Here is a 17,293-nt window from a genome sequence, read left to right as displayed (position 1 = left end):
GTCGGGACATTGCCGGGTATGTGCCCCAAACCGTAGTTGTGAGCGCGACCTCCGAGGAGGCCCCGCCCGGGAGGAGACTTACATGTTGTAGGCGCGCTCTGTGTGCTCGGTGATGTCGAGGCCTTCACGCTCGCTCTCGACATTGGCGCGGAGGCCAACGATCACATCGACGACCTTGTAGAGAATCGCCGAACCGATGCCCGACCACACCAGCGTGGTGCCGACGCCCCAGACCTGGGAGATCATCTGCGCCGCGAAGTCGTAATCGGCAACCTTCGGCGGGATCGCGGTGTAGTCGATGATGCCCGCACCACCCAGCGCCGGATTGACGAGGATGCCGGTGCCGAGGGCGCCGATGATGCCGCCGACGCAGTGCACGCCGAACACATCGAGGGAGTCATCGTAGCCGAGCGCGTTCTTCACGACGGTGCAGAAGAACAGGCAGACCACGCCGACCACGAGGCCGAGGACGATTGCACCCATCACGCCGGAGAAGCCGGCGGCAGGCGTGACGGCCACGAGGCCCGCGACAGCGCCGGAGATGACGCCGAGCACCGACGGGTGACCCTTGATGATCCACTCCGCGAACATCCACGACAGCGCGGCGGCTGCGGTGGCGACGAAGGAGTTGGTCATGGCGAGGGCTGCGCCGCCGTTGGCTTCGAGGTTGGAGCCGGCGTTGAAGCCGAACCAGCCGACCCAGAGCAGCGAGGCGCCGATCATCGACATCGTCAGCGAGTGCGGAGCCATCAGCTCCTTGCCGTAGCCGACGCGCTTGCCGATCAGCAGGGCGCCGACGAGGCCTGCGATGCCGGCGTTGATGTGCACCACGGTGCCGCCCGCGAAGTCGATCGCGCCCTTCTTGAAGATCCAGCCTGCGTCGGCGTTGATCTCATCGAGCTTGGCCTGCGCTGCGGTCTTCGCCGCGCCATCAGCCGCAGCAGCCAGAGCCTTGGCTGCGTCCTGGATCATGTCCGGGCCGGGCCAGTACCAGACCATGTGCGCGATCGGGAAGTAGATCAGCGTGACCCAGAGCGGGACGAAGAGCGCGAGCGCCGCGAACTTCATGCGTTCGGCGAAGGCGCCGACGATGAGGGCGGGCGTGATCGCGGCGAAGGTCATCTGGAAGCACATATAGATGAGCTCCGAGATGTTGGCGTCGACCGAGAAGGTCGCGGCCTTCGAGTCGGTGGTGACGCCCATCATGAAGGCCTTGGAGAAGCCGCCGATGAAGTCGGAACCGCCGGTGAAGGTGAGGCTGTAGCCGTACACGGCCCAGATCACGGTGACGACGCAGACGGTGTAGAACACCTGCATCAGGACGGAGAGCATGTTCTTGGAACGGACGAGGCCGCCGTAGAACAGCGCGAGGCCGGGGATCGTCATCAACAGCACGAGCACTGTCGATGTCAGCATCCAGGCGTTGTCTCCCTTGTTGACCGTTGGCTCGGCGTAGGCTGCGGTCGCAGCGAACAGGCCGACTGCGAGAGCCGCCAATCCCGCGCCATAGGGACGCTTAAACGTCATTTCATTTACTCCTGATTGAATTTTGATTGAGCGCGAAATCAAAGGGCCGCAGCATCGGCCTCGCCGGTGCGGATGCGAACCGCATGGTCGAGATTGATGACGAAGATCTTGCCGTCGCCGATCTGTCCGGTTTTCGCGGCGGTCGTGATGGCGTCGATGGTCTTGTCGACCTGGTCGGAGGCGACAGCGACCTCGATCTTGATCTTGGGCAGGAAGCTCACGGCATATTCGGCGCCGCGATAGATTTCCGTATGGCCCTTCTGGCGGCCATATCCCTTGACTTCCGTCACCGTGAGACCGTGAACGCCGATGGCGGTCAGGGCGTCACGGACTTCTTCCAGCTTGAATGGCTTAATAATCGCCATAACAATTTTCATGGGTCCTATCCCCGCTTGGGCCCGGTCCGGACGTGGCCGGGCGCTTCTCGACTGGTTCGCCACGAGGGAGAAAGTTCACTACGCGGGCACAGCCAGGACCCTTAGAATCAAATGCCGTGCCAGATCGGGCGTGTTGCCTAACGGACTATGAAAACGGGTGTTTTCGCGTTTGACGCGTAGTGCGGTGCAGTGCGCCATTACGCCGCGCTCAATACCTGACCATGCCTGATTAAAATAAAGGCACGACAGGCTGTCGACACATTGGTGCTCACACGTAGGGCAGCAGAAAGGTATTTCCGTAAGGCGCACGCCTATTGCAGGGCTTGTCGTGCCGCGAAATATCGGGCCCCTCGCACTTGTGCTCACGGAATGCGCGCAACCGGCCAACCCGCTTGAGCGGGCGAGACTTGCCGGACGGGTCCCCGGCAGAGACCGTCAGGCGGCGCTGCGTTCCGCGAAGACCCGGTCGATCAGCCCCCAGTCGACCGCCTGCTGCGCGGTCATGAAATGGTCGCGGTCCAAGGTCCGTTCCACGTCCGGTTCGGGGCGCCCGCAATGCTGGGCATAGAGCCGGATGATGCGCCGCTTGGTTTCCTGCATTTCGGTGGCGTGGATCAGGATGTCGGACGCCTGGCCCTGAAAGCCGCCGAGCGGCTGATGCACGTGAAGGCTCGCATTGGGCAGGGCGGCGCGGTGACCGGGCTCGCCGGCCATCAGCAGAAACGAGCCCATCGAGCGCGCGGTGCCCATGCACAGCGTATGCACCGGCGCCTTGATGAATTGCATGGTGTCGTACATCGCAAGGCCGCTGGTGACCACGCCGCCATAGGAATTGATGTAGAGATTGATCGGCTTGTTCGGATTCTCCGCCTCCAGAAACAGGAGCTGCGCGCAGACCAGTCCGGACATCGCATCATTGACCTCGCCATTGAGGAAGATGATGCGCTCGCGCAACAGGCGCGAATAGATGTCGAAGGATCGCTCGCCGCGGGCGGATTGTTCGACGACCATAGGGACGAGCTGAAGCATGTCGCGCATCGGCGACCTCCATTTTCTGCGGGTGATGAAGTGGTGTTGGTGTCAGGCGGCCGCGCGCATCAGGCAGCCATTGCTGTTGGCCGGCTGCGGCAGCTTCATACGGATCTCGCAGGCTTGCTGGATGATGCGAAAGCGGGTGCCGCCGTCCTCGTTCGGCTCGATCCGGAAGATGACATGGGTTTCGCGAAACGGCGGTTCGGAATCGCGAAGCCGGTAGCGCACCTCCTGGCCCGGGATCGCTGATTCCGGCTCGGCGCCCGCAAGATCGCAATCCGGCAACCAGCGCTCGCGCAAAGCCGGAATGGTCACCGCGCGCCAGACCTTGGCCGGCGGCGCATCGAATTCATATTCGAGCACCAAGTCTGTTTTGAGCGCCAAGTCTGCGTCGGAGGGATCAGGCTTCACGGCGTCGCTCATTGATCCATCTCCTTCAAGAGATCGGCGAGGGCATCCATGCGTTTCGGCCAATAGGCGCGGTAGCGCGCAAGCCAGGCCCCGATCGCGGAGATTCCTTCGGGATCGACTTCGTAATTCACAAAGCGGCCCTGCCGCTGTTCGCGCACCAGGCCCGCGCCGCGCAGCACCGCGAGATGCTGCGACATCGCCGGTTGGCTGATCTCCAATCCGTCGCGCAAGGCGCTGGCATTCAGGCTTCCGCCGGCAAGCTTCTCAAAGACCTTGCGGCGGGTCGGGTCGGCCAGCGCTTTGAAGATGTCGGCTTCGATCATGGCGACACATAAGCATACGCTTATATGTTGCGCAAGCCCAATTACTGCAGCGCCTCGCCGTGCTGCGAAATATCCAGGCCCTCGAGTTCGTGCTCGCGGGAGACCCGCAACGGCACGAACAGACCGACCAGCTTGAGCAGGACGAAGCTCATGCCTGCCGACCAGACGAAGGTGACGGCGACCCCGTAGAGCTGGATAAAAAGCTGCTGCGGATGGCCTTCGAGCACGCCGGCGGTGCCGCCGATCGCGCTCGTTGCGAACACGCCGGCCAGCAGGGTCCCGGTCATCCCCCCGATGCCGTGGACCCCGAACACGTCGAGCGAATCGTCATAGTCGAAGCGGTGCTTCAGCCAGGTGCAGGCCCAGTAGCAGACGAGGCCTGCGATCACGCCGATGACGATGCCGTGCCAGGGCGCCACGAATCCCGAGGCCGGCGTGATGGTGCCGAGCCCGGCCACCGCGCCGGAGATCATGCCGAGCACGGACGGCTTGCGCCGCGTCGACCATTCGATCGCGCCCCAGGTCAGCGCGCCGGAGCAGGCTGCGAGATGGGTCGCGATGATCGCCAGCACCGCGCGCGAATTGGCTGCGCCCGCCGAGCCGCCGTTGAAGCCGAACCAGCCGACCCACAACAGGCCGGTGCCCATCACCGCAAGCGACAGATCGAACGGCGAGAGATTTTCGGTGCCGTAGCCGTGACGGCGTCCCATCACCTTCGCCGCGACGAGGCCGGCGGTGCCGGCCGACAGATGCACCACGAGGCCGCCGGCGAAATCCAGCACGCCCATTCCGGCGAGGAAGCCGCCGCCCCACACCCAATGCGCGAGTGGAATGTAGACGAAGATGAACCAGGCCACGGAAAAGAGGAGATAAGCGGAGAACCGCATCCGGTCGGCCACCGCGCCCGCGACCAGCGCCACCGTGATGATCGCAAACGTCATCTGGTACAGCATGAACAGCGCTTCCGGGATCGTCTTCGCCGCCGGGTTGACGCTGTCCATGGTCATACCGGAGAGAAACCAGCGGTCGAGCGTGCCGATCCACGGGCCGTCGCCGACGAAGCACAACGAATAGCCGAACGCGACCCAGAGAATGGAGATGATCGTCACTGCGGCGAGGCTCTGCGCCATGGTGGCGAGGACGTTCTTCTTGCGCACCATGCCGGAATAGAACAGCGCGAGCCCCGGGATCGTCATCATCAGCACCAGCGCGGTGGCGACGATCATCCAGGCGGTGTCGGCAGTGTTGATCTCGGAGCCCGCGGCACGCGCCGGCGAAGCCATGATCGACCCAAGCCCGATCGGCGCGGCGATAGCAGCCGCGCGGCGCAACAATCCCGCCATGTCGTTTCCCCCAGCTATTGATTGTGTCGCACGCCGTGGCGCCGTTGCCCGGTGCGATCGAAGAAGAGCGTTGTCGAGCGAAGCGGTTACCGGTTCGCGAAAAGAAAACGCGTCAAAGCAAAAATCTAGAGCGCGTCGCTGTCGGTCTCGCCGGTGCGAATGCGGGTCGCGTGATCGATCGGCGTGACGAAGATCTTGCCGTCGCCGATCTGGCCGGTGCGCGCGGTCGCGGTGATGACCGCGACGGCCTTCTCGGCGATATCGGAGGCAACCGCGATCTCGATCCGCAGCTTCGGCAGGAAATTCACGACATATTCGGCGCCGCGATAGATCTCGGTGTGGCCCTTTTGGCGGCCATAGCCCTTCACTTCGGTCACGGTCATGCCGTGGACGCCGATCGCCGTCAGGGCCTGACGGACCTCATCGAGCTTGAAGGGTTTGATGATCGCGACGACGAGTTTCATGGTCAGGCCTATTCCCCGGGATGCGCCGCGCCGTATGTCCCCGGCGCAGCGTCAATCTGGCATCTTTCCGGGCAAATGGCATAAAAAACTTGCAGATTGAAGCGGAAAATCGTTGGGCCATGTGAACGGCCGCCTCTGTACAGGGCAGCCGTTCATCCTCCACAATGCGTTTTTGGCATGGATGCGATGAACCCAAGCGTCGCGGCCGGTACAAAACTATGTTCGAGGGGGACGCTTCATGGCGAGTTGGTTCTACGCATCCGAGGGCAAGCAGCAGGGGCCCTATCCGGAAGGGCAATTCCGTGACCTCGTCGCCCAGGGAGTCGTGCGTCCGGATACGCTGGTGTGGTCGGACGGCATGGCCGGCTGGCAGAAGGCGGCCGAAATCCCCGGCCTGATCGGCGGGGGCGGTGCGCCCCCGATGATGCCGGCTGGCGGCCCGCCGATGATGGGCTCCGGGGGCTACGGCGGCGGTGGCGCCGGAGGATCGCTGGCGGTCGATTTCGGCATCCTCGAGTTCACCTGGCGCAGCATCGTGATGCTGATCGGCATGTGCTTCATCATCCCGGTGCCGTGGGTGTTCGTCTGGTACACGAAATGGATCGTGTCCTGCGTGAAGGTCCCCGGGCGGCCCAATCTCAGCTTCACCGGCAATGCGATGGCGCTGGTGCCCTGGTATTTCGGCTTCATCGTTCTGGCGGTCGTGATCGGCTACATCGGCGTTCCCTTGCTGAGCAATTTGCTGTTCATCGCCCAGCTCGTTCTGTACTGGCTCCTGATCAAATGGATGGTCGCGAATCTCGCCTCCAATGGGCAGCCGCTCGGCCTGAGCTTCACCGGCACGGTTTGGGCCTATGTCGGCTGGAGCCTGCTGTTCGCGATTTCCATCATCACCATCATCGGCTGGGCCTGGGTCGCCGCGGCTCAGATGCGCTGGTTCTGCCGCAGCATCGAAGGCACGCGGCGCGAGATCGTGTTCAACGGCAGCGGTCTCGGGATTCTCTGGCGGGGCATCGTGGCCGCATTCCTGTGCGGCTTCATTATCCCGATCCCGTGGGTCTATCGCTGGATCATGAACTGGTTCGCGTCGGAGACGGTTCTGGCTCCGCGGGGATCGCTCCGGGCCTGACCTCGAAAGGCACAAGCGCGATCGATCGTGCTTGTGCCTCTTAGGCTCTCCGTTCGCGCACCGAGCCTTCCTGCGCGACGGAGGCCACCAGCGTGCCGTCAGGCTTGAAGATCGAGCCGCGGGTCAAGCCGCGGCCGCTTCGCGCGCTCGGCGAATCCTGTGCGTAGAGCAGCCATTCGTCGGCGCGGAACGGGCGGTGAAACCACATCGCGTGGTCGAGGCTCGCGGGCATCATGCGCTTGTCGAACAGGGTGCGGCCGTAGCGCGCCATAATCGCATCGAGCAGCGAGAAGTCCGACGCATAGGCCAGCGCGCACATGTGCAGCGCCGGATCGTCCGGCAGCGTTGCCGCGGTCTTGATCCAGACATGGATGCGGCCGTCCTCGATCCTCTCACCGAAATAACGGCCGAGCTCGACCGGGCGCAGCTCGATCGGACGGTCGGATTCATAATAGCGGCGGATGAACTCCGGCATCTCCTTGAACATCGGCTGCTTCGCGACTTCCTCCGCCGTCAGCTTTTCCGGCGGCGGCACGTCGGGCATCTTGTCCTGATGATCGAACGCGCTCTCTTCCTCCGCGTGGAACGACACCATGATCGAGAAGATCGCGTTGCCATGCTGGATCGCGGTGACGCGTCGCGTCGAGTAGCTCTTGCCGTCGCGCAGGCGCTCGACCTGATAGATGATCGGGATCTGCGGATCGCCCGGCAGGATGAAATAGCAATGCAGCGAATGCGGCAGCCTGCCCTCGACGGTGCGGCACGCTGCAATCATCGCCTGTCCGATCACCTGGCCGCCGAACACCCGCTGCCAGCTGGTCTTCGGACTGTTGCCGCGGAACAGATTCACCTCGAGTTGTTCGAGGTCGAGGATCGAGATGAGGTCGATCAGGCTCTTGGACATGGATTTCAGCTTTCGCCTTGCCGCCCCGGGGTTCGCTGCTCCGGATCGACACAATGGGGGCTATCCGCCCTTGTTTCACCGCACTGTTTCGCCCACCTCAAGTCTGCTAGCAAGGCCAGGATTTAGCCGGGAATTGGGTATGTCGGTACAGGGTAGCATTGTCATCGGTGGCGGCGCGTTTGCGGGCCTGGCGCTGGCCCTGGCGCTGCGCCAGGGGCTCGGCCCCGAGATCCCCGTCATCGTCGCCGACCCCGCGCTCTCCACACGTCCGAGCCGGGACCCGCGCGCGACCGCGATCGTGGCCGCCTGCCGCCGCCTGTTCGAGGCGATCGGCGCCTGGGACGACGTCAGGGGCGAGGCGCAGCCGATCCTCGACATGATCGTCACCGATTCCAAGCTGGAAGACGCCACCCGTCCGGCGTTCCTCAACTTTGCCGGCGACGTCGCGCCGGGCGAGCCCTTCGCGCATATGGTCGAGAACCGCCGCCTCATTGATGCGCTGGTGGTGCGCGCCGAGGCCGAGGGCATCGATCTCCGCGCGACCACAGTGTCGTCTTACGACGCGCGGGCCGAAGGTATCGACGTGACGCTCGGTGATGGCAGCGTGATTGCAGCGAGCCTCCTGGTTGCGGCCGACGGTGCGAAGTCGAAACTGCGCGAGCGCGCCGGCATCGCCACCCACGGCTGGGAATATGATCAATCCGGCATCGTCGTCACTGTCGGCCATGAGCGCGATCACGAAGGCCGCGCCGAAGAGCATTTTCTGCCGGCGGGTCCGTTTGCTATCCTGCCGCTTTCGGGCAAGCGCTCCTCGCTGGTATGGACCGAGCGCCGCAGCGAAGCCGCGCGTATCATTGCGTTGAGGGATGAGGAATTTCACGGCGAGCTCGAGCAGCGCTTCGGCCTGCATCTCGGCGAGGTGAAGGTGCTCGACAAGCCGCGCGCGTTTCCGCTGTCCTATTTCGTCGCACGCTCCTTCATTGCCCAGCGCCTCGCGCTGGTCGGCGATTCCGCCCACGTCATCCACCCAATCGCGGGCCAGGGTCTCAACATGGGGCTGAAGGACGTCGCCGCGCTGGCCGAGGTCGTGGTCGATGCCGCGCGGCTCGGCATGGATATCGGCGGCGTCGACGTGCTCGAACGTTATCAGCGCTGGCGCCGCTTCGACACCATGGCCATGGGCGTTGCCACCAACTCGCTGAACTTCCTGTTCTCCAACCAGTCCACCTTGCTGCGCACCGTCCGCGACATCGGCCTCGGCCTCGTCGATCGCGCCCCGCCGCTGAAGAATCTTTTTATCCGCCAAGCCGCGGGTTTGACCGGTGAGATACCGCGGCTGTTGAAGGGCGAGGCGCTGTAGGATTTTCGGTAGCCCGGATGGAGCGCAGCGTATTCCGGGGCCGCTGCGTCATACGAGGAACCCCGGATTTCGCTGCGCTCCATCCGGGCTACAAGTCTCTCATCGGGCCACGAGTCCCCTCAATCGATCTTGCGGGCCTCTTCCGGCAGCATGATCGGGATGCCGTCGCGGATCGGATAGGCGAGCTTGGCGCTGCGCGAGATCAGCTCCTGCTTTGCAGAATCGAACTCCAGCGGGCCCTTGGTCAGCGGGCAGACCAAAATCTCCAGCAATTTGGGATCGACGCTGGCTTCGGGGCGTTCGGTGGGCGCGTTCATGGGGGTCTCCGACGGTCGGTTGCCTCTAGCATAAAAAATCGTAACAGCCCATCGCGTCGCTCAAGCTGAAACCATCCGCAGAATCTCGTCGAGCAGGCCCTCAAGCCGCGCGGCCGGCGCTGGCGGGCCCGACAGGGCGAAGCCGAGAAACGTCCAGTACAGGATTTGCGCGCGGGCTCGCGCTGTCGCCGCCTCGAACCCGCGCTTCCTCAGCAGCTCCTCGATATAGTCGAGCCTGCGCCGGTCGATGGCACGCACCGCCGTTTGTGCCGCCGCATCGAAGGCCGCCCAGTTCCGCACCGCGCGCTCGAGGTCGAGCCGCGCGCCAAAAGTCCTGCGCAGCAGCGCTTTCAGCGGCTCGTCGCTGTCCGCCTCGACATCGGCGATGATCTGCTCGGCCGCGATCTCGCGCCAGCGCTTCAAGAGAGCAGCATGGAACGCGCCGAGATCGGCGAAATGCCAATAGAAGCTGCCGCGCGAGACCCCCATGGCTTTTGCCAGCGGATCGGCCTTCAGCGCGGTGAAGCCGTCTCTCGCGAGCGCCTTCAGGCCCTGTTTGATCCAGTTGTCGGCGGTCAGCTGTTCGGCCATGTCGGGTTCCGGATGCAAACATACACTAGTGTATTGACAGCCGGCAGGCCAGCGCCTATCTCACCATACACAACTGTATGGACCAGATGCAGGGAGCTTTGCCGATGCGTGATCTCTTGCTCCAGTGCGCCGGGGTCTTGACCATTGCCGTGGCCCTCATTCATGGCATTCTCGGCGAGACCAAGGTCTTTGCCCGCGCCCGCATCGAGCCGGAGCGGCTCCGCACCCTGATCCGTCTGGTCTGGCAGGCCTCGACCGTCGCCGGGATCGGCGGCGGTGTGCTCCTGATCGCGGCGCCCTGGATGCAATCGGCGCCAGCGCGTCACTGGATCGTCGTCACCATGGCCGGTGTGTTCGGCTTCTCTGCTCTCGCCAACGCATGGGCCACAAGCGGCCGGCATTTTGGATGGATGGCGCTCACGGCCGTCGTCGTCATGGCGGTCGCCGGCTACTGAGCTTGCGCGTCGGGATCAGCCTGCTGTCAAACCGTGAGACGTAAGGCCGCAGTGTCGTCTCAAATCCGCGCTGCATACGGAGAGCGCTGAACTTTTTCGGATCGTTAGAATAACTCTAAAGCGAACTGGCCGCGAACCGCATTGACTTCATCATGTGCTTTGCTTCCTTCGGTCCCGCTTCGCCTGCCGGCGCAGCGCCCACGACAGAAGAGGAGACGTTCGTGAAGGTTATTCGTGTTGTTGCCGTTGCATTGACGATCGGGATTGGCATGGGATCGGCAGCCTTGGCCGATGGTTTCAAGGACTGCACCAAACTCGACAAGGCGTCGTGGAAGCCGGCGAGCGACGCCGAAGCCAAGGCCAAGGCGCTCGGCTACGAGGTGCGGCGCTCCAAGATCGAAGGCTCGTGCTACGAGGTCTACGGCGTCAAGGAAGGCAAGCTTTACGAGCTGTTCTACAGCCCAGAAGATCTCAGCCTGAAGCACACGATTGCGAAGTAGACCGCGCGAAGTGTCTGCGCAATGCTACGCCTGAGGGTGGTCCTCGCTTGATCGAAGAAACGGTGCCGCACGCACGCGGGGGGTCCGACCGGACCCCCGCGGATCGAACCGCCGCGCGGACAGTCGCGGTCTGGGACCTCCCGCTGCGGCTCTGGCACTGGGCGCTCGCGGCTTGCGTTCTGGCCGCGTGGTTCACGCCGACCGTCTATGACGGACTTCACCGCATCGTCGGTTATGCCGTACTCGGCCTTCTTGCGTTCCGTCTGGTCTGGGGTTTTTGGGGAAGCCGCTATTCGCGCTTTCGCATGGTCGGCGTCAGGCTTCGGGCCGCGCCGGGTTATCTCTGGAATCTGCGCCGCGGCATCACCGGCCGCTATATTGGTCTCAATCCAGCCGGCACGTTGATGCTGGTGGCGCTGCTGGTCTCGCTGGCGGTCTCGACGATCACGGGCGCGATGTCGGTGACCGTGACCTTTTTCGGTGTCTGGTGGGTCGAGGACACTCACCATTATTCATCCGACGCGGTCATCGTCCTGATCGTGCTGCACGTCTTGGGCGTGCTGATGATGGGGCGTCTTCAGCGCGAGAATCTGATCAGCGCGATGATCACTGGACGTAAGCGCATCCGTCATCACCTCTAGAGCACTATTGGTTCTGATTGTGTCAGAACCGAAGCTTCGGTTCGGCGCGTCTCCTCCCCCGCCAATCGGTGTCGCCTTCCTCCGCTCCAGGCCTCGCTGCCGGTTCCAGAGTGCTCTCGGTTGGCTCTACGACCGGTGGCGCGCATTGTCCTGCGCGGGCGCCCGCCAGATTTCAAATTGCACTGACCACGTTAAGCAACCAATAAGCATGCAATCAGGCGTTGCACAAAATTAACGCGAAGGCGGATTAGCACGCACACTATCGGCAATATCCACGATGGAGCGGCTGGGATGTTTCGGGTTTTCGCTTGCCTTGCCGTCGAGCACGATTGGCGGCTTGTCCTGCTCGCCGGTCTGGTCTGCTTGCTCGCGAGTAGCGTCGCGGTCAGTATCTTTCATCGTGCGATCGTGGCGCCCGCAAGAACGCGGTTGATCTGGATCGGGATTGCCGGCGCTGCCATCGGATATGGGATCTGGGCAACGCATTTCGTCGCGATGCTCGCCTACGAACCCGGCGTTACGACCGGCTACGGCATCGTACTGACGGCGCTTTCACTTGCTACGGCAATGCTGTTGACGTCCGGCGGCTTCGGCATTGCGGCCGGCTATTCCGGCCGGTGGCGCGCCGCGGCAGGCGGTGTCGTCATTGGCGGCGGCATCGCCAGCATGCACTATCTCGGAATGTGGGCACTTGAAGTGCCGGGCCGCGTCACCTGGTCGCTGGATCTGGTGTTTGCCTCGGTCATTCTGGGCATGTGCCTCGGCTGTGCCGCCCTCGTTGTTGCAGTCAGGTACAAGAACTCCTGGGGCGCACTGTTGGCGGCAGTCCTGCTGACCCTTGCTATCGTCTCGCATCACTTCACGGCGATGGGTGCCGTGCAGATCGTTCCAGATCCGACGCGTTCAACCGACAGTCTGTCGCTTTCGCCGACTTTCCTCGCTCTCGCCATCGCCGGCGTGGCACTATCTGTACTTGGGATGAGCCTGATCGGCGTACTCGCCGACCGCCGCCTGGCAAGTAGAACCAGCAAATTCGAGGAGATCATCAGCCAGCTTTCGATCGCCCGGCAGCAGCTCGAAGGCTCGCAGAGAGAGTTGCAGGATCAGACGCTCAGGCTGGACACCGCGATCAACCACATGGTTGAGGGCCTTTGCATGTTTGATGCCGAGAAGCGGCTTGTCGTCTGCAACGAGCGCTACGCCCGACTCTATCGGCTGCCGCCGGAACTGCTGCGGACGGGGACGTCGCACACCGACATCATCAGGCATCGCATCGTGAACGGAATCCTCAAGGGCGATCTCAGCGAGGGGGCTGCCGAGCAATTCATCTCGAAGCTGGCCGCGCTGCCGTTCGATGCGGTCTCAAGCAGGATCGACGAGTTTGCCGACGGCCGGTTGATCTGCGTGACGCGGCAGCCAATGGCCGGTGGCGGATGGGTTGCCACACATCTCGATGTGACCGAGCAGCGCCGGTCTGAGGCCAAAATCACTCATATGGCGCAACATGACGCGTTGACCGATCTGCCCAACCGCGTGCTGCTCAGGGAGCGGATGGAGCATGCCATCGCAGTTACCCGCAACGGCGGCGTCGACTTGGCCGTGCTCATGCTCGACCTCGACCGCTTCAAGGAAGTCAACGACACGCTTGGACATCCGGCGGGGGATTCCCTGCTCCGCGCCGTCGCCGCGCGCCTGCGCGAATGCACCACCGAAACCGCGTTGATCGCTCGACTGGGCGGCGACGAGTTCGCAGTGATCGATTACGTCACCAATCCAGCCATGGAGGCTGCCGGCCTGGCCGAGAGCATCGGAAGGGCGCTTTGCGAGCCCTTCGATCTCGGCGATCACCGGGTCACGCTCGGCACCAGCATCGGAATCGCCATCGCGCCGCGCGATGGCAGCGATTCCGACGTGATCATGAAGAGCGCGGATCTCGCCCTCTACTCCGCCAAAAGTGGCGGACGTGGCGCATTCCGCTTCTTCGAGCCGGAACTCGACGAGCTCATGCACGCGCGACGCAACCTGGAGCACGATATGCGGGATGCCCTTGCCGATCGTCAGTTCGAGCTCCACTATCAGCCGTTCGTCAGCGCCGCTACCGGCGAGACCCGCGGCTTCGAGGCCCTGCTCCGCTGGCATCACCCACAGCGAGGACTGGTCACGCCGAGCGAATTCATCCCGCTTGCGGAGGAGACAGGCCTTATCGTGCCGCTGGGAGAATGGGTCTTGCGGACCGCCTGTGCGGAAGCCGCCAATTGGCCTGCGCATGTCAGGATCGCTATCAACCTATCTCCCGCTCAATTCAGGAGCAAGGAACTCGTTGCTGTCATTGTCGGCGCGCTGGCGAGTTCGGGAGTGGCGCCACACAGGCTCGAGCTCGAGGTCACCGAGACGGTGATCATGCACGATAGCGAGGCTGCTTTCGCGGTGCTCGGACAATTGCGCGAGCTTGGCGTGCGAGTTGCCCTGGACGATTTCGGCACCGGCTATTCGTCTCTGAGCTTTCTGCAGAGATTCCCGTTCGACAAAATCAAGATCGACCGCAGTTTCGTCAGCGAACTATCCAGCCCGAGCGCAGAGGCGCACCATCTTGCGCGAGCAGTGGTTCGTTTTGCTGTCAGCCTCGGCAAGATAACGACCGCCGAAGGCGTCGAAACGAAAGAGCAGCTGGACATCCTCCGTGAGGAAGGCTGCGTCGAAACACAAGGCTACTATTTCAGCCGGCCGATGCCTGCATCCAGCATCACCAGCATGCTGCGGCGAGGTGCCGAAGCGGCCTACCACGCTGCATGAGCATTCCTACCCTCACTGCAGCGGCGGATCGCCGCTGGTGCGCTTCTTCGCGAGGTCCATCTCGGTCACCGCGATCAAAATTTCGGCGCGGGTCTTCAGGTCGGGCGCTTCCAGCATCGCCTGCTTCTCGGCCACGCCATAGGGCGACATCATCGCCAGCGCGTTGACGAGTGCTTCGTTGGGAGCGGTCTCGACGCCCTCCCAGTCAACCTTGAGGTTGTTGGCCTTCAGAAAGTCCGCCAGCACCGTCAGCAGTGCTTCGCGATCGACCTCCTCCTCGCCCATGCGCGGCGTGAAGTCGTCGACGAAGGCAAAGAAATCCACCTTGCACTGCCGGTAGGCGGTGAGAACCTCAAGCTCCTCGACGACCTTGAAGCGCGAGACACCGGTGAGCTCGAGGATGTAGCGGCCGTCGCCGGATTCCGCGAGCTGGGTGATGCGGCCGACACAGCCGACACGGAACAGCGCCGGCTTGTCGGAATTCTTGGGCGAATGCGCGATGTCGGGCTGGATCATGCCGATCAAGCGATGGCCGTCGCGAAAGGCATCGTCGATCATCGCGAGGTAGCGCGGCTCGAAGATGTTGAGCGGCATCTGCCCGCGCGGCAGCAGCAGCGCGCCCGGCAGCGGAAACACCGGAAGGATCTCCGGAAGGTCGGCGGGCCCGCGATATTCGATGTTGATCGGCATCTGCCGGGTCCCCTGGCCTTGCCAGCGCGCGTCAGGAAAACAGGATGATCGACAAGCGCTTGCGTCCCTCGACGGTTGCATCGTCCGTGCCGCCCCAGGCCTCGAAGAACTGTACCAGCTGCTTGCGGGCGCCGTCGTCGTTCCATTTGCGGTCGCGCTTGACGATCGCGAGCAGCTGCTCGGTGGCCGCTGCCCGGTTGCCTTGCGCGTTGAGCGCGATCGCGAGGTCGAATCGGGCCTGATGATCGAGCGGGTTTGCGGCGACTTTCTGTTCCAGCTCGGCGACGGGCCCGAGCTGTTCCGCCTGCTCGGCCAGATCGATCGCGGTCTGCACGGCTTTCACAGCCGGGTCGTTGCGCTTGGATTCCGGGACCATGGCCAGCGTCTGCTTGGCCTGCTCCATCGCGCCGGAGACGGCGTAGCATTTCGCGAGCCCGGCGAGGGCCGCAATGTTGGTCGATTCGAGCTGCAACACCTCCGCGTAGATCTGGGCGGCCGCGGCGGCATCGCCCTCTGCGAGCACGGCCTCGGCTTCCTGGAGGATCTCCGCGATATTCGGCTCACCCGGCGCGGTCACGCCCTTGGTCAGCTTCTCGATGAAGGCGTTGAGCTGGCTCTCCGGGACCGCACCCATGAAGCCGTCGGCCGGCTGGCCGTTGACGAAGGCGATCACCGCCGGAATCGACTGGATGCCCATCTGGCCCGGGATCGCCGGGTGCTGGTCGATGTTCATCTTGACCAGCTTGACCTTGCCCTTGGCGGCCTTGACCGCTTTTTCCAGCAAGGGCGTGAGCTGCTTGCAGGGGCCACACCACTCCGCCCAGAAGTCGATCAGCACCGGCTGGCGCTTCGATTCCTCGATGACGTCCTTCACGAAGGTCTGGGTAGTCGTGTCCTTGATCAGATCGGCGGCAGCCGGGCCCGCTGCTCCGTTACCCTGGTCGATGATCGTCACGGGATCCCCTCGTCTGATGTCTGGAATTGGCGGGTCTTTAGCACGTCGCCAATTCATATGCTTCGCTGTTGGCCCTAAATTGGGCCGGGACGGCCGAATTTCAATCCGTGTGGGCCGATTCGCCGGTTCCGGCGCCTTTTTTGGGGCATTTGGCCGCGTTCGGGTCCATATCGGGCCTCCGATTGCGCATCTATGCCGCCGGTAGCTGTTGCATTCCCCTCCCGCTTTTGGCATACGACAGCCGTTGCCGGCGCAGTCATGCGACCGACACAGGATGCGGGTGTAGCTCAGTGGTAGAGCACGACCTTGCCAAGGTCGGGGTCGAGGGTTCGAGCCCCTTCGCCCGCTCCAATTTTCTCCCAAAGCATCCAGTGAGCCGGATGGGCACGTGGTTTTCCACGCCTCTGGCGGCCGTTTGGGTCTCGAATGACAATTCTGGTCACAGGCAGCGCGGGCCATCTCGGCGAGGGTCTTCTCCGCACGCTCCGCGGGCGCGATTCGTCTGTGCGTGGGATCGACCTGAAGCCATCGCCCTTCACCGATGCCGTGGGCTCGATCGTCGATTCCGACTTCGTCCGGGCCCAGATGGACGGCGTCACCGCGGTGATCCACACCGCGACCCTGCACAAGCCGCATGTGGCGACCCACAGCAAGCAAGACTTTGTCGACACCAACGTCACCGGCACGCTCAACCTGCTTGAAGCGGCCGTGGCCGCCGGCGTGCGCAGTTTTGTCTTCACCAGTACCACCAGCGCGTTTGGCTCGCAGCTTCGCCCCGAGGCGGGCCAAGCCGCGGTGTGGGTCACCGAGGACCTGCCGCCGATTCCGAAGAACATCTACGGCACGACCAAGCTGATGGCCGAAAATCTCTGCGAGCTGTTCTGTCGCGAGCGCGGCCTGCCTGTCGTGGTCTTGAGGACCTCGCGCTTCTTCCTGGAAGACGATGACGATCCGGCGATGCGGTCGGCTTACGCGCCGGAGAATGCGCAGGCCAACGAGCTGCTCTATCGCCGGCTGGATATCGCGGACGCGGTGAGCGCCCATCTGCTCGCCGCCGAGCGCGCGCCGGACATCGGGTTTGCCCGCTACATCCTGTCAGCCACGAGCCCGTTCGAGCAGCGCCATCTCGCCGCACTGGCGCGCGACGCGGCCGGTGTGGTGCACGAGCTCTGTCCGGATTGTGCGGAGCTCTATGCGGCGCGAGACTGGCGGCTGTTCCCCGCGATTGACCGCGTCTATGTCAACGAGCGCGCGCGGCACGAACTCGGCTGGCGGCCCGAATTCGACTTTGCGCATGTCCTGAAATGCCTTCGCGATGACCGCGATTTTCGCAGCACGCTGGCGCGCGATGTCGGGTCGAAAGGCTATCATGAGACGATTTTCGACGATGGTCCTTACCCCGTCGCCCCGTAGCCGCCACCTTTGCTAATTCGCTCGATCCGTCAGATGTCTACCCGGAGTCACCGGCAGCAAGATGGCCG

General features: G+C 63.5%; 20 protein-coding genes and 1 tRNA gene. 8 read left to right on the top strand and 13 right to left on the bottom strand.

What is annotated here, in order from left to right:
• Positions 1-78: 78 nt before the first annotated feature.
• The 7 genes from AC0L3B_RS04295 to AC0L3B_RS04265 all read right to left on the bottom strand — a co-directional run bounded on the left by AC0L3B_RS04295 (position 79) and on the right by AC0L3B_RS04265 (position 5,477).
• On the bottom strand, positions 79-1,527 hold the full coding sequence (locus AC0L3B_RS04295; RefSeq protein ID WP_018459661.1) for an ammonium transporter: 1,449 nt from the start codon (positions 1,525-1,527) through the stop codon (positions 79-81).
• A gap of 38 nt (positions 1,528-1,565) precedes the next feature.
• Complete coding sequence (locus AC0L3B_RS04290) at positions 1,566-1,904, bottom strand: P-II family nitrogen regulator (RefSeq protein ID WP_007598642.1); 339 nt, start codon at positions 1,902-1,904, stop codon at positions 1,566-1,568.
• Positions 1,905-2,339: 435 nt separating this feature from the next.
• Positions 2,340-2,942 (bottom strand): ATP-dependent Clp protease proteolytic subunit, encoded by a 603-nt coding sequence (locus AC0L3B_RS04285; RefSeq protein ID WP_018459663.1) that lies wholly within the window; start codon positions 2,940-2,942, stop codon positions 2,340-2,342.
• Between the two features lie 42 nt (positions 2,943-2,984).
• A complete protein-coding gene (locus AC0L3B_RS04280; protein WP_085349225.1) occupies positions 2,985-3,359 on the bottom strand; it encodes an SRPBCC family protein in 375 nt (124 codons plus the stop codon).
• Entirely contained in the window at positions 3,356-3,670 is a 315-nt protein-coding gene (locus AC0L3B_RS04275; protein ID WP_018459665.1) for an ArsR/SmtB family transcription factor, read from the bottom strand. Before AC0L3B_RS04275 ends, AC0L3B_RS04280 begins: the two co-directional genes overlap by 4 nt.
• 41 nt (positions 3,671-3,711) lie before the next feature.
• Positions 3,712-5,013, bottom strand: a complete 1,302-nt coding sequence (locus AC0L3B_RS04270; RefSeq protein WP_368508978.1) for an ammonium transporter — start codon at positions 5,011-5,013, stop codon at positions 3,712-3,714.
• Positions 5,014-5,138: 125 nt separating this feature from the next.
• Complete coding sequence (locus AC0L3B_RS04265; protein ID WP_007598647.1) at positions 5,139-5,477, bottom strand: P-II family nitrogen regulator; 339 nt, start codon at positions 5,475-5,477, stop codon at positions 5,139-5,141.
• A 238-nt stretch (positions 5,478-5,715) separates the two neighbouring features.
• On the opposite strand from AC0L3B_RS04265, the gene AC0L3B_RS04260 reads away from it, so the two are divergent.
• Positions 5,716-6,606 (top strand): DUF4339 domain-containing protein, encoded by an 891-nt coding sequence (locus tag AC0L3B_RS04260; protein ID WP_018459667.1) that lies wholly within the window; start codon positions 5,716-5,718, stop codon positions 6,604-6,606.
• A gap of 40 nt (positions 6,607-6,646) precedes the next feature.
• Here AC0L3B_RS04260 and tesB read toward each other — a convergent pair whose 3' ends face one another.
• Complete coding sequence (tesB, locus tag AC0L3B_RS04255) at positions 6,647-7,510, bottom strand: acyl-CoA thioesterase II (protein WP_473380065.1); 864 nt, start codon at positions 7,508-7,510, stop codon at positions 6,647-6,649.
• A gap of 139 nt (positions 7,511-7,649) precedes the next feature.
• On the opposite strand from tesB, the gene AC0L3B_RS04250 reads away from it, so the two are divergent.
• The gene (locus AC0L3B_RS04250) at positions 7,650-8,870 is read left to right on the top strand and encodes a ubiquinone biosynthesis hydroxylase (RefSeq protein WP_085349222.1); all 1,221 of its coding nucleotides are present in this window, start codon (positions 7,650-7,652) and stop codon (positions 8,868-8,870) included.
• A gap of 119 nt (positions 8,871-8,989) precedes the next feature.
• On the opposite strand, the gene AC0L3B_RS04245 is transcribed toward AC0L3B_RS04250, so the two are convergent.
• Together AC0L3B_RS04245 and AC0L3B_RS04240 are read right to left on the bottom strand one after the other, a co-directional pair.
• On the bottom strand, positions 8,990-9,187 hold the full coding sequence (locus tag AC0L3B_RS04245; protein WP_007598651.1) for a Trm112 family protein: 198 nt from the start codon (positions 9,185-9,187) through the stop codon (positions 8,990-8,992).
• A gap of 60 nt (positions 9,188-9,247) precedes the next feature.
• Positions 9,248-9,778: a TetR/AcrR family transcriptional regulator gene (locus AC0L3B_RS04240; RefSeq protein WP_473380064.1), complete on the bottom strand. Its 531-nt coding sequence runs from the start codon at positions 9,776-9,778 to the stop codon at positions 9,248-9,250.
• A 104-nt stretch (positions 9,779-9,882) separates the two neighbouring features.
• Between AC0L3B_RS04240 and AC0L3B_RS04235 the strand changes: the two genes are divergently transcribed.
• The 3 genes from AC0L3B_RS04235 (at position 9,883) to AC0L3B_RS04225 (ending at position 11,374) form a co-directional block, all read left to right on the top strand.
• The gene (locus tag AC0L3B_RS04235; protein WP_473380063.1) at positions 9,883-10,233 is read left to right on the top strand and encodes a hypothetical protein; all 351 of its coding nucleotides are present in this window, start codon (positions 9,883-9,885) and stop codon (positions 10,231-10,233) included.
• 221 nt (positions 10,234-10,454) lie between these two features.
• Positions 10,455-10,733 carry a PepSY domain-containing protein gene (locus AC0L3B_RS04230; protein ID WP_007598654.1) on the top strand — a complete coding sequence of 93 codons (279 nt, stop codon included), beginning with the start codon at positions 10,455-10,457 and terminating at the stop codon, positions 10,731-10,733.
• 47 nt (positions 10,734-10,780) lie between these two features.
• Complete coding sequence (locus AC0L3B_RS04225; protein WP_198959232.1) at positions 10,781-11,374, top strand: cytochrome b/b6 domain-containing protein; 594 nt, start codon at positions 10,781-10,783, stop codon at positions 11,372-11,374.
• Between the two features lie 231 nt (positions 11,375-11,605).
• On the opposite strand, the gene AC0L3B_RS04220 is transcribed toward AC0L3B_RS04225, so the two are convergent.
• Positions 11,606-11,773 (bottom strand): hypothetical protein, encoded by a 168-nt coding sequence (locus tag AC0L3B_RS04220; protein WP_231191005.1) that lies wholly within the window; start codon positions 11,771-11,773, stop codon positions 11,606-11,608.
• 9 nt (positions 11,774-11,782) lie between these two features.
• On the opposite strand from AC0L3B_RS04220, the gene AC0L3B_RS04215 reads away from it, so the two are divergent.
• Positions 11,783-14,167, top strand: coding sequence for an EAL domain-containing protein (locus AC0L3B_RS04215; RefSeq protein WP_473380062.1), 2,385 nt, complete (start codon positions 11,783-11,785; stop codon positions 14,165-14,167).
• Positions 14,168-14,179: 12 nt separating this feature from the next.
• Here the strand turns inward: AC0L3B_RS04215 and AC0L3B_RS04210 are convergent, their stop codons facing one another.
• Positions 14,180-14,857: an LON peptidase substrate-binding domain-containing protein gene (locus AC0L3B_RS04210; protein WP_018459676.1), complete on the bottom strand. Its 678-nt coding sequence runs from the start codon at positions 14,855-14,857 to the stop codon at positions 14,180-14,182.
• Between the two features lie 31 nt (positions 14,858-14,888).
• Positions 14,889-15,812, bottom strand: a complete 924-nt coding sequence (gene trxA / locus AC0L3B_RS04205; protein WP_007598659.1) for a thioredoxin — start codon at positions 15,810-15,812, stop codon at positions 14,889-14,891.
• A 276-nt stretch (positions 15,813-16,088) separates the two neighbouring features.
• Here trxA and AC0L3B_RS04200 point away from each other — a divergent pair.
• Positions 16,089-16,163, top strand: a tRNA-Gly gene (locus AC0L3B_RS04200).
• A 75-nt stretch (positions 16,164-16,238) separates the two neighbouring features.
• Positions 16,239-17,225, top strand: a complete 987-nt coding sequence (locus AC0L3B_RS04195; protein WP_018459677.1) for an NAD-dependent epimerase/dehydratase family protein — start codon at positions 16,239-16,241, stop codon at positions 17,223-17,225.
• Positions 17,226-17,293: the final 68 nt, after the last annotated feature.

It is taken from the genome of Bradyrhizobium sp. Kon56 (genome assembly GCF_055807635.1).
The sequence above is the reverse complement of the archived record's forward strand: the minus strand, read 5'-3'. Positions and strand labels throughout refer to the sequence as shown.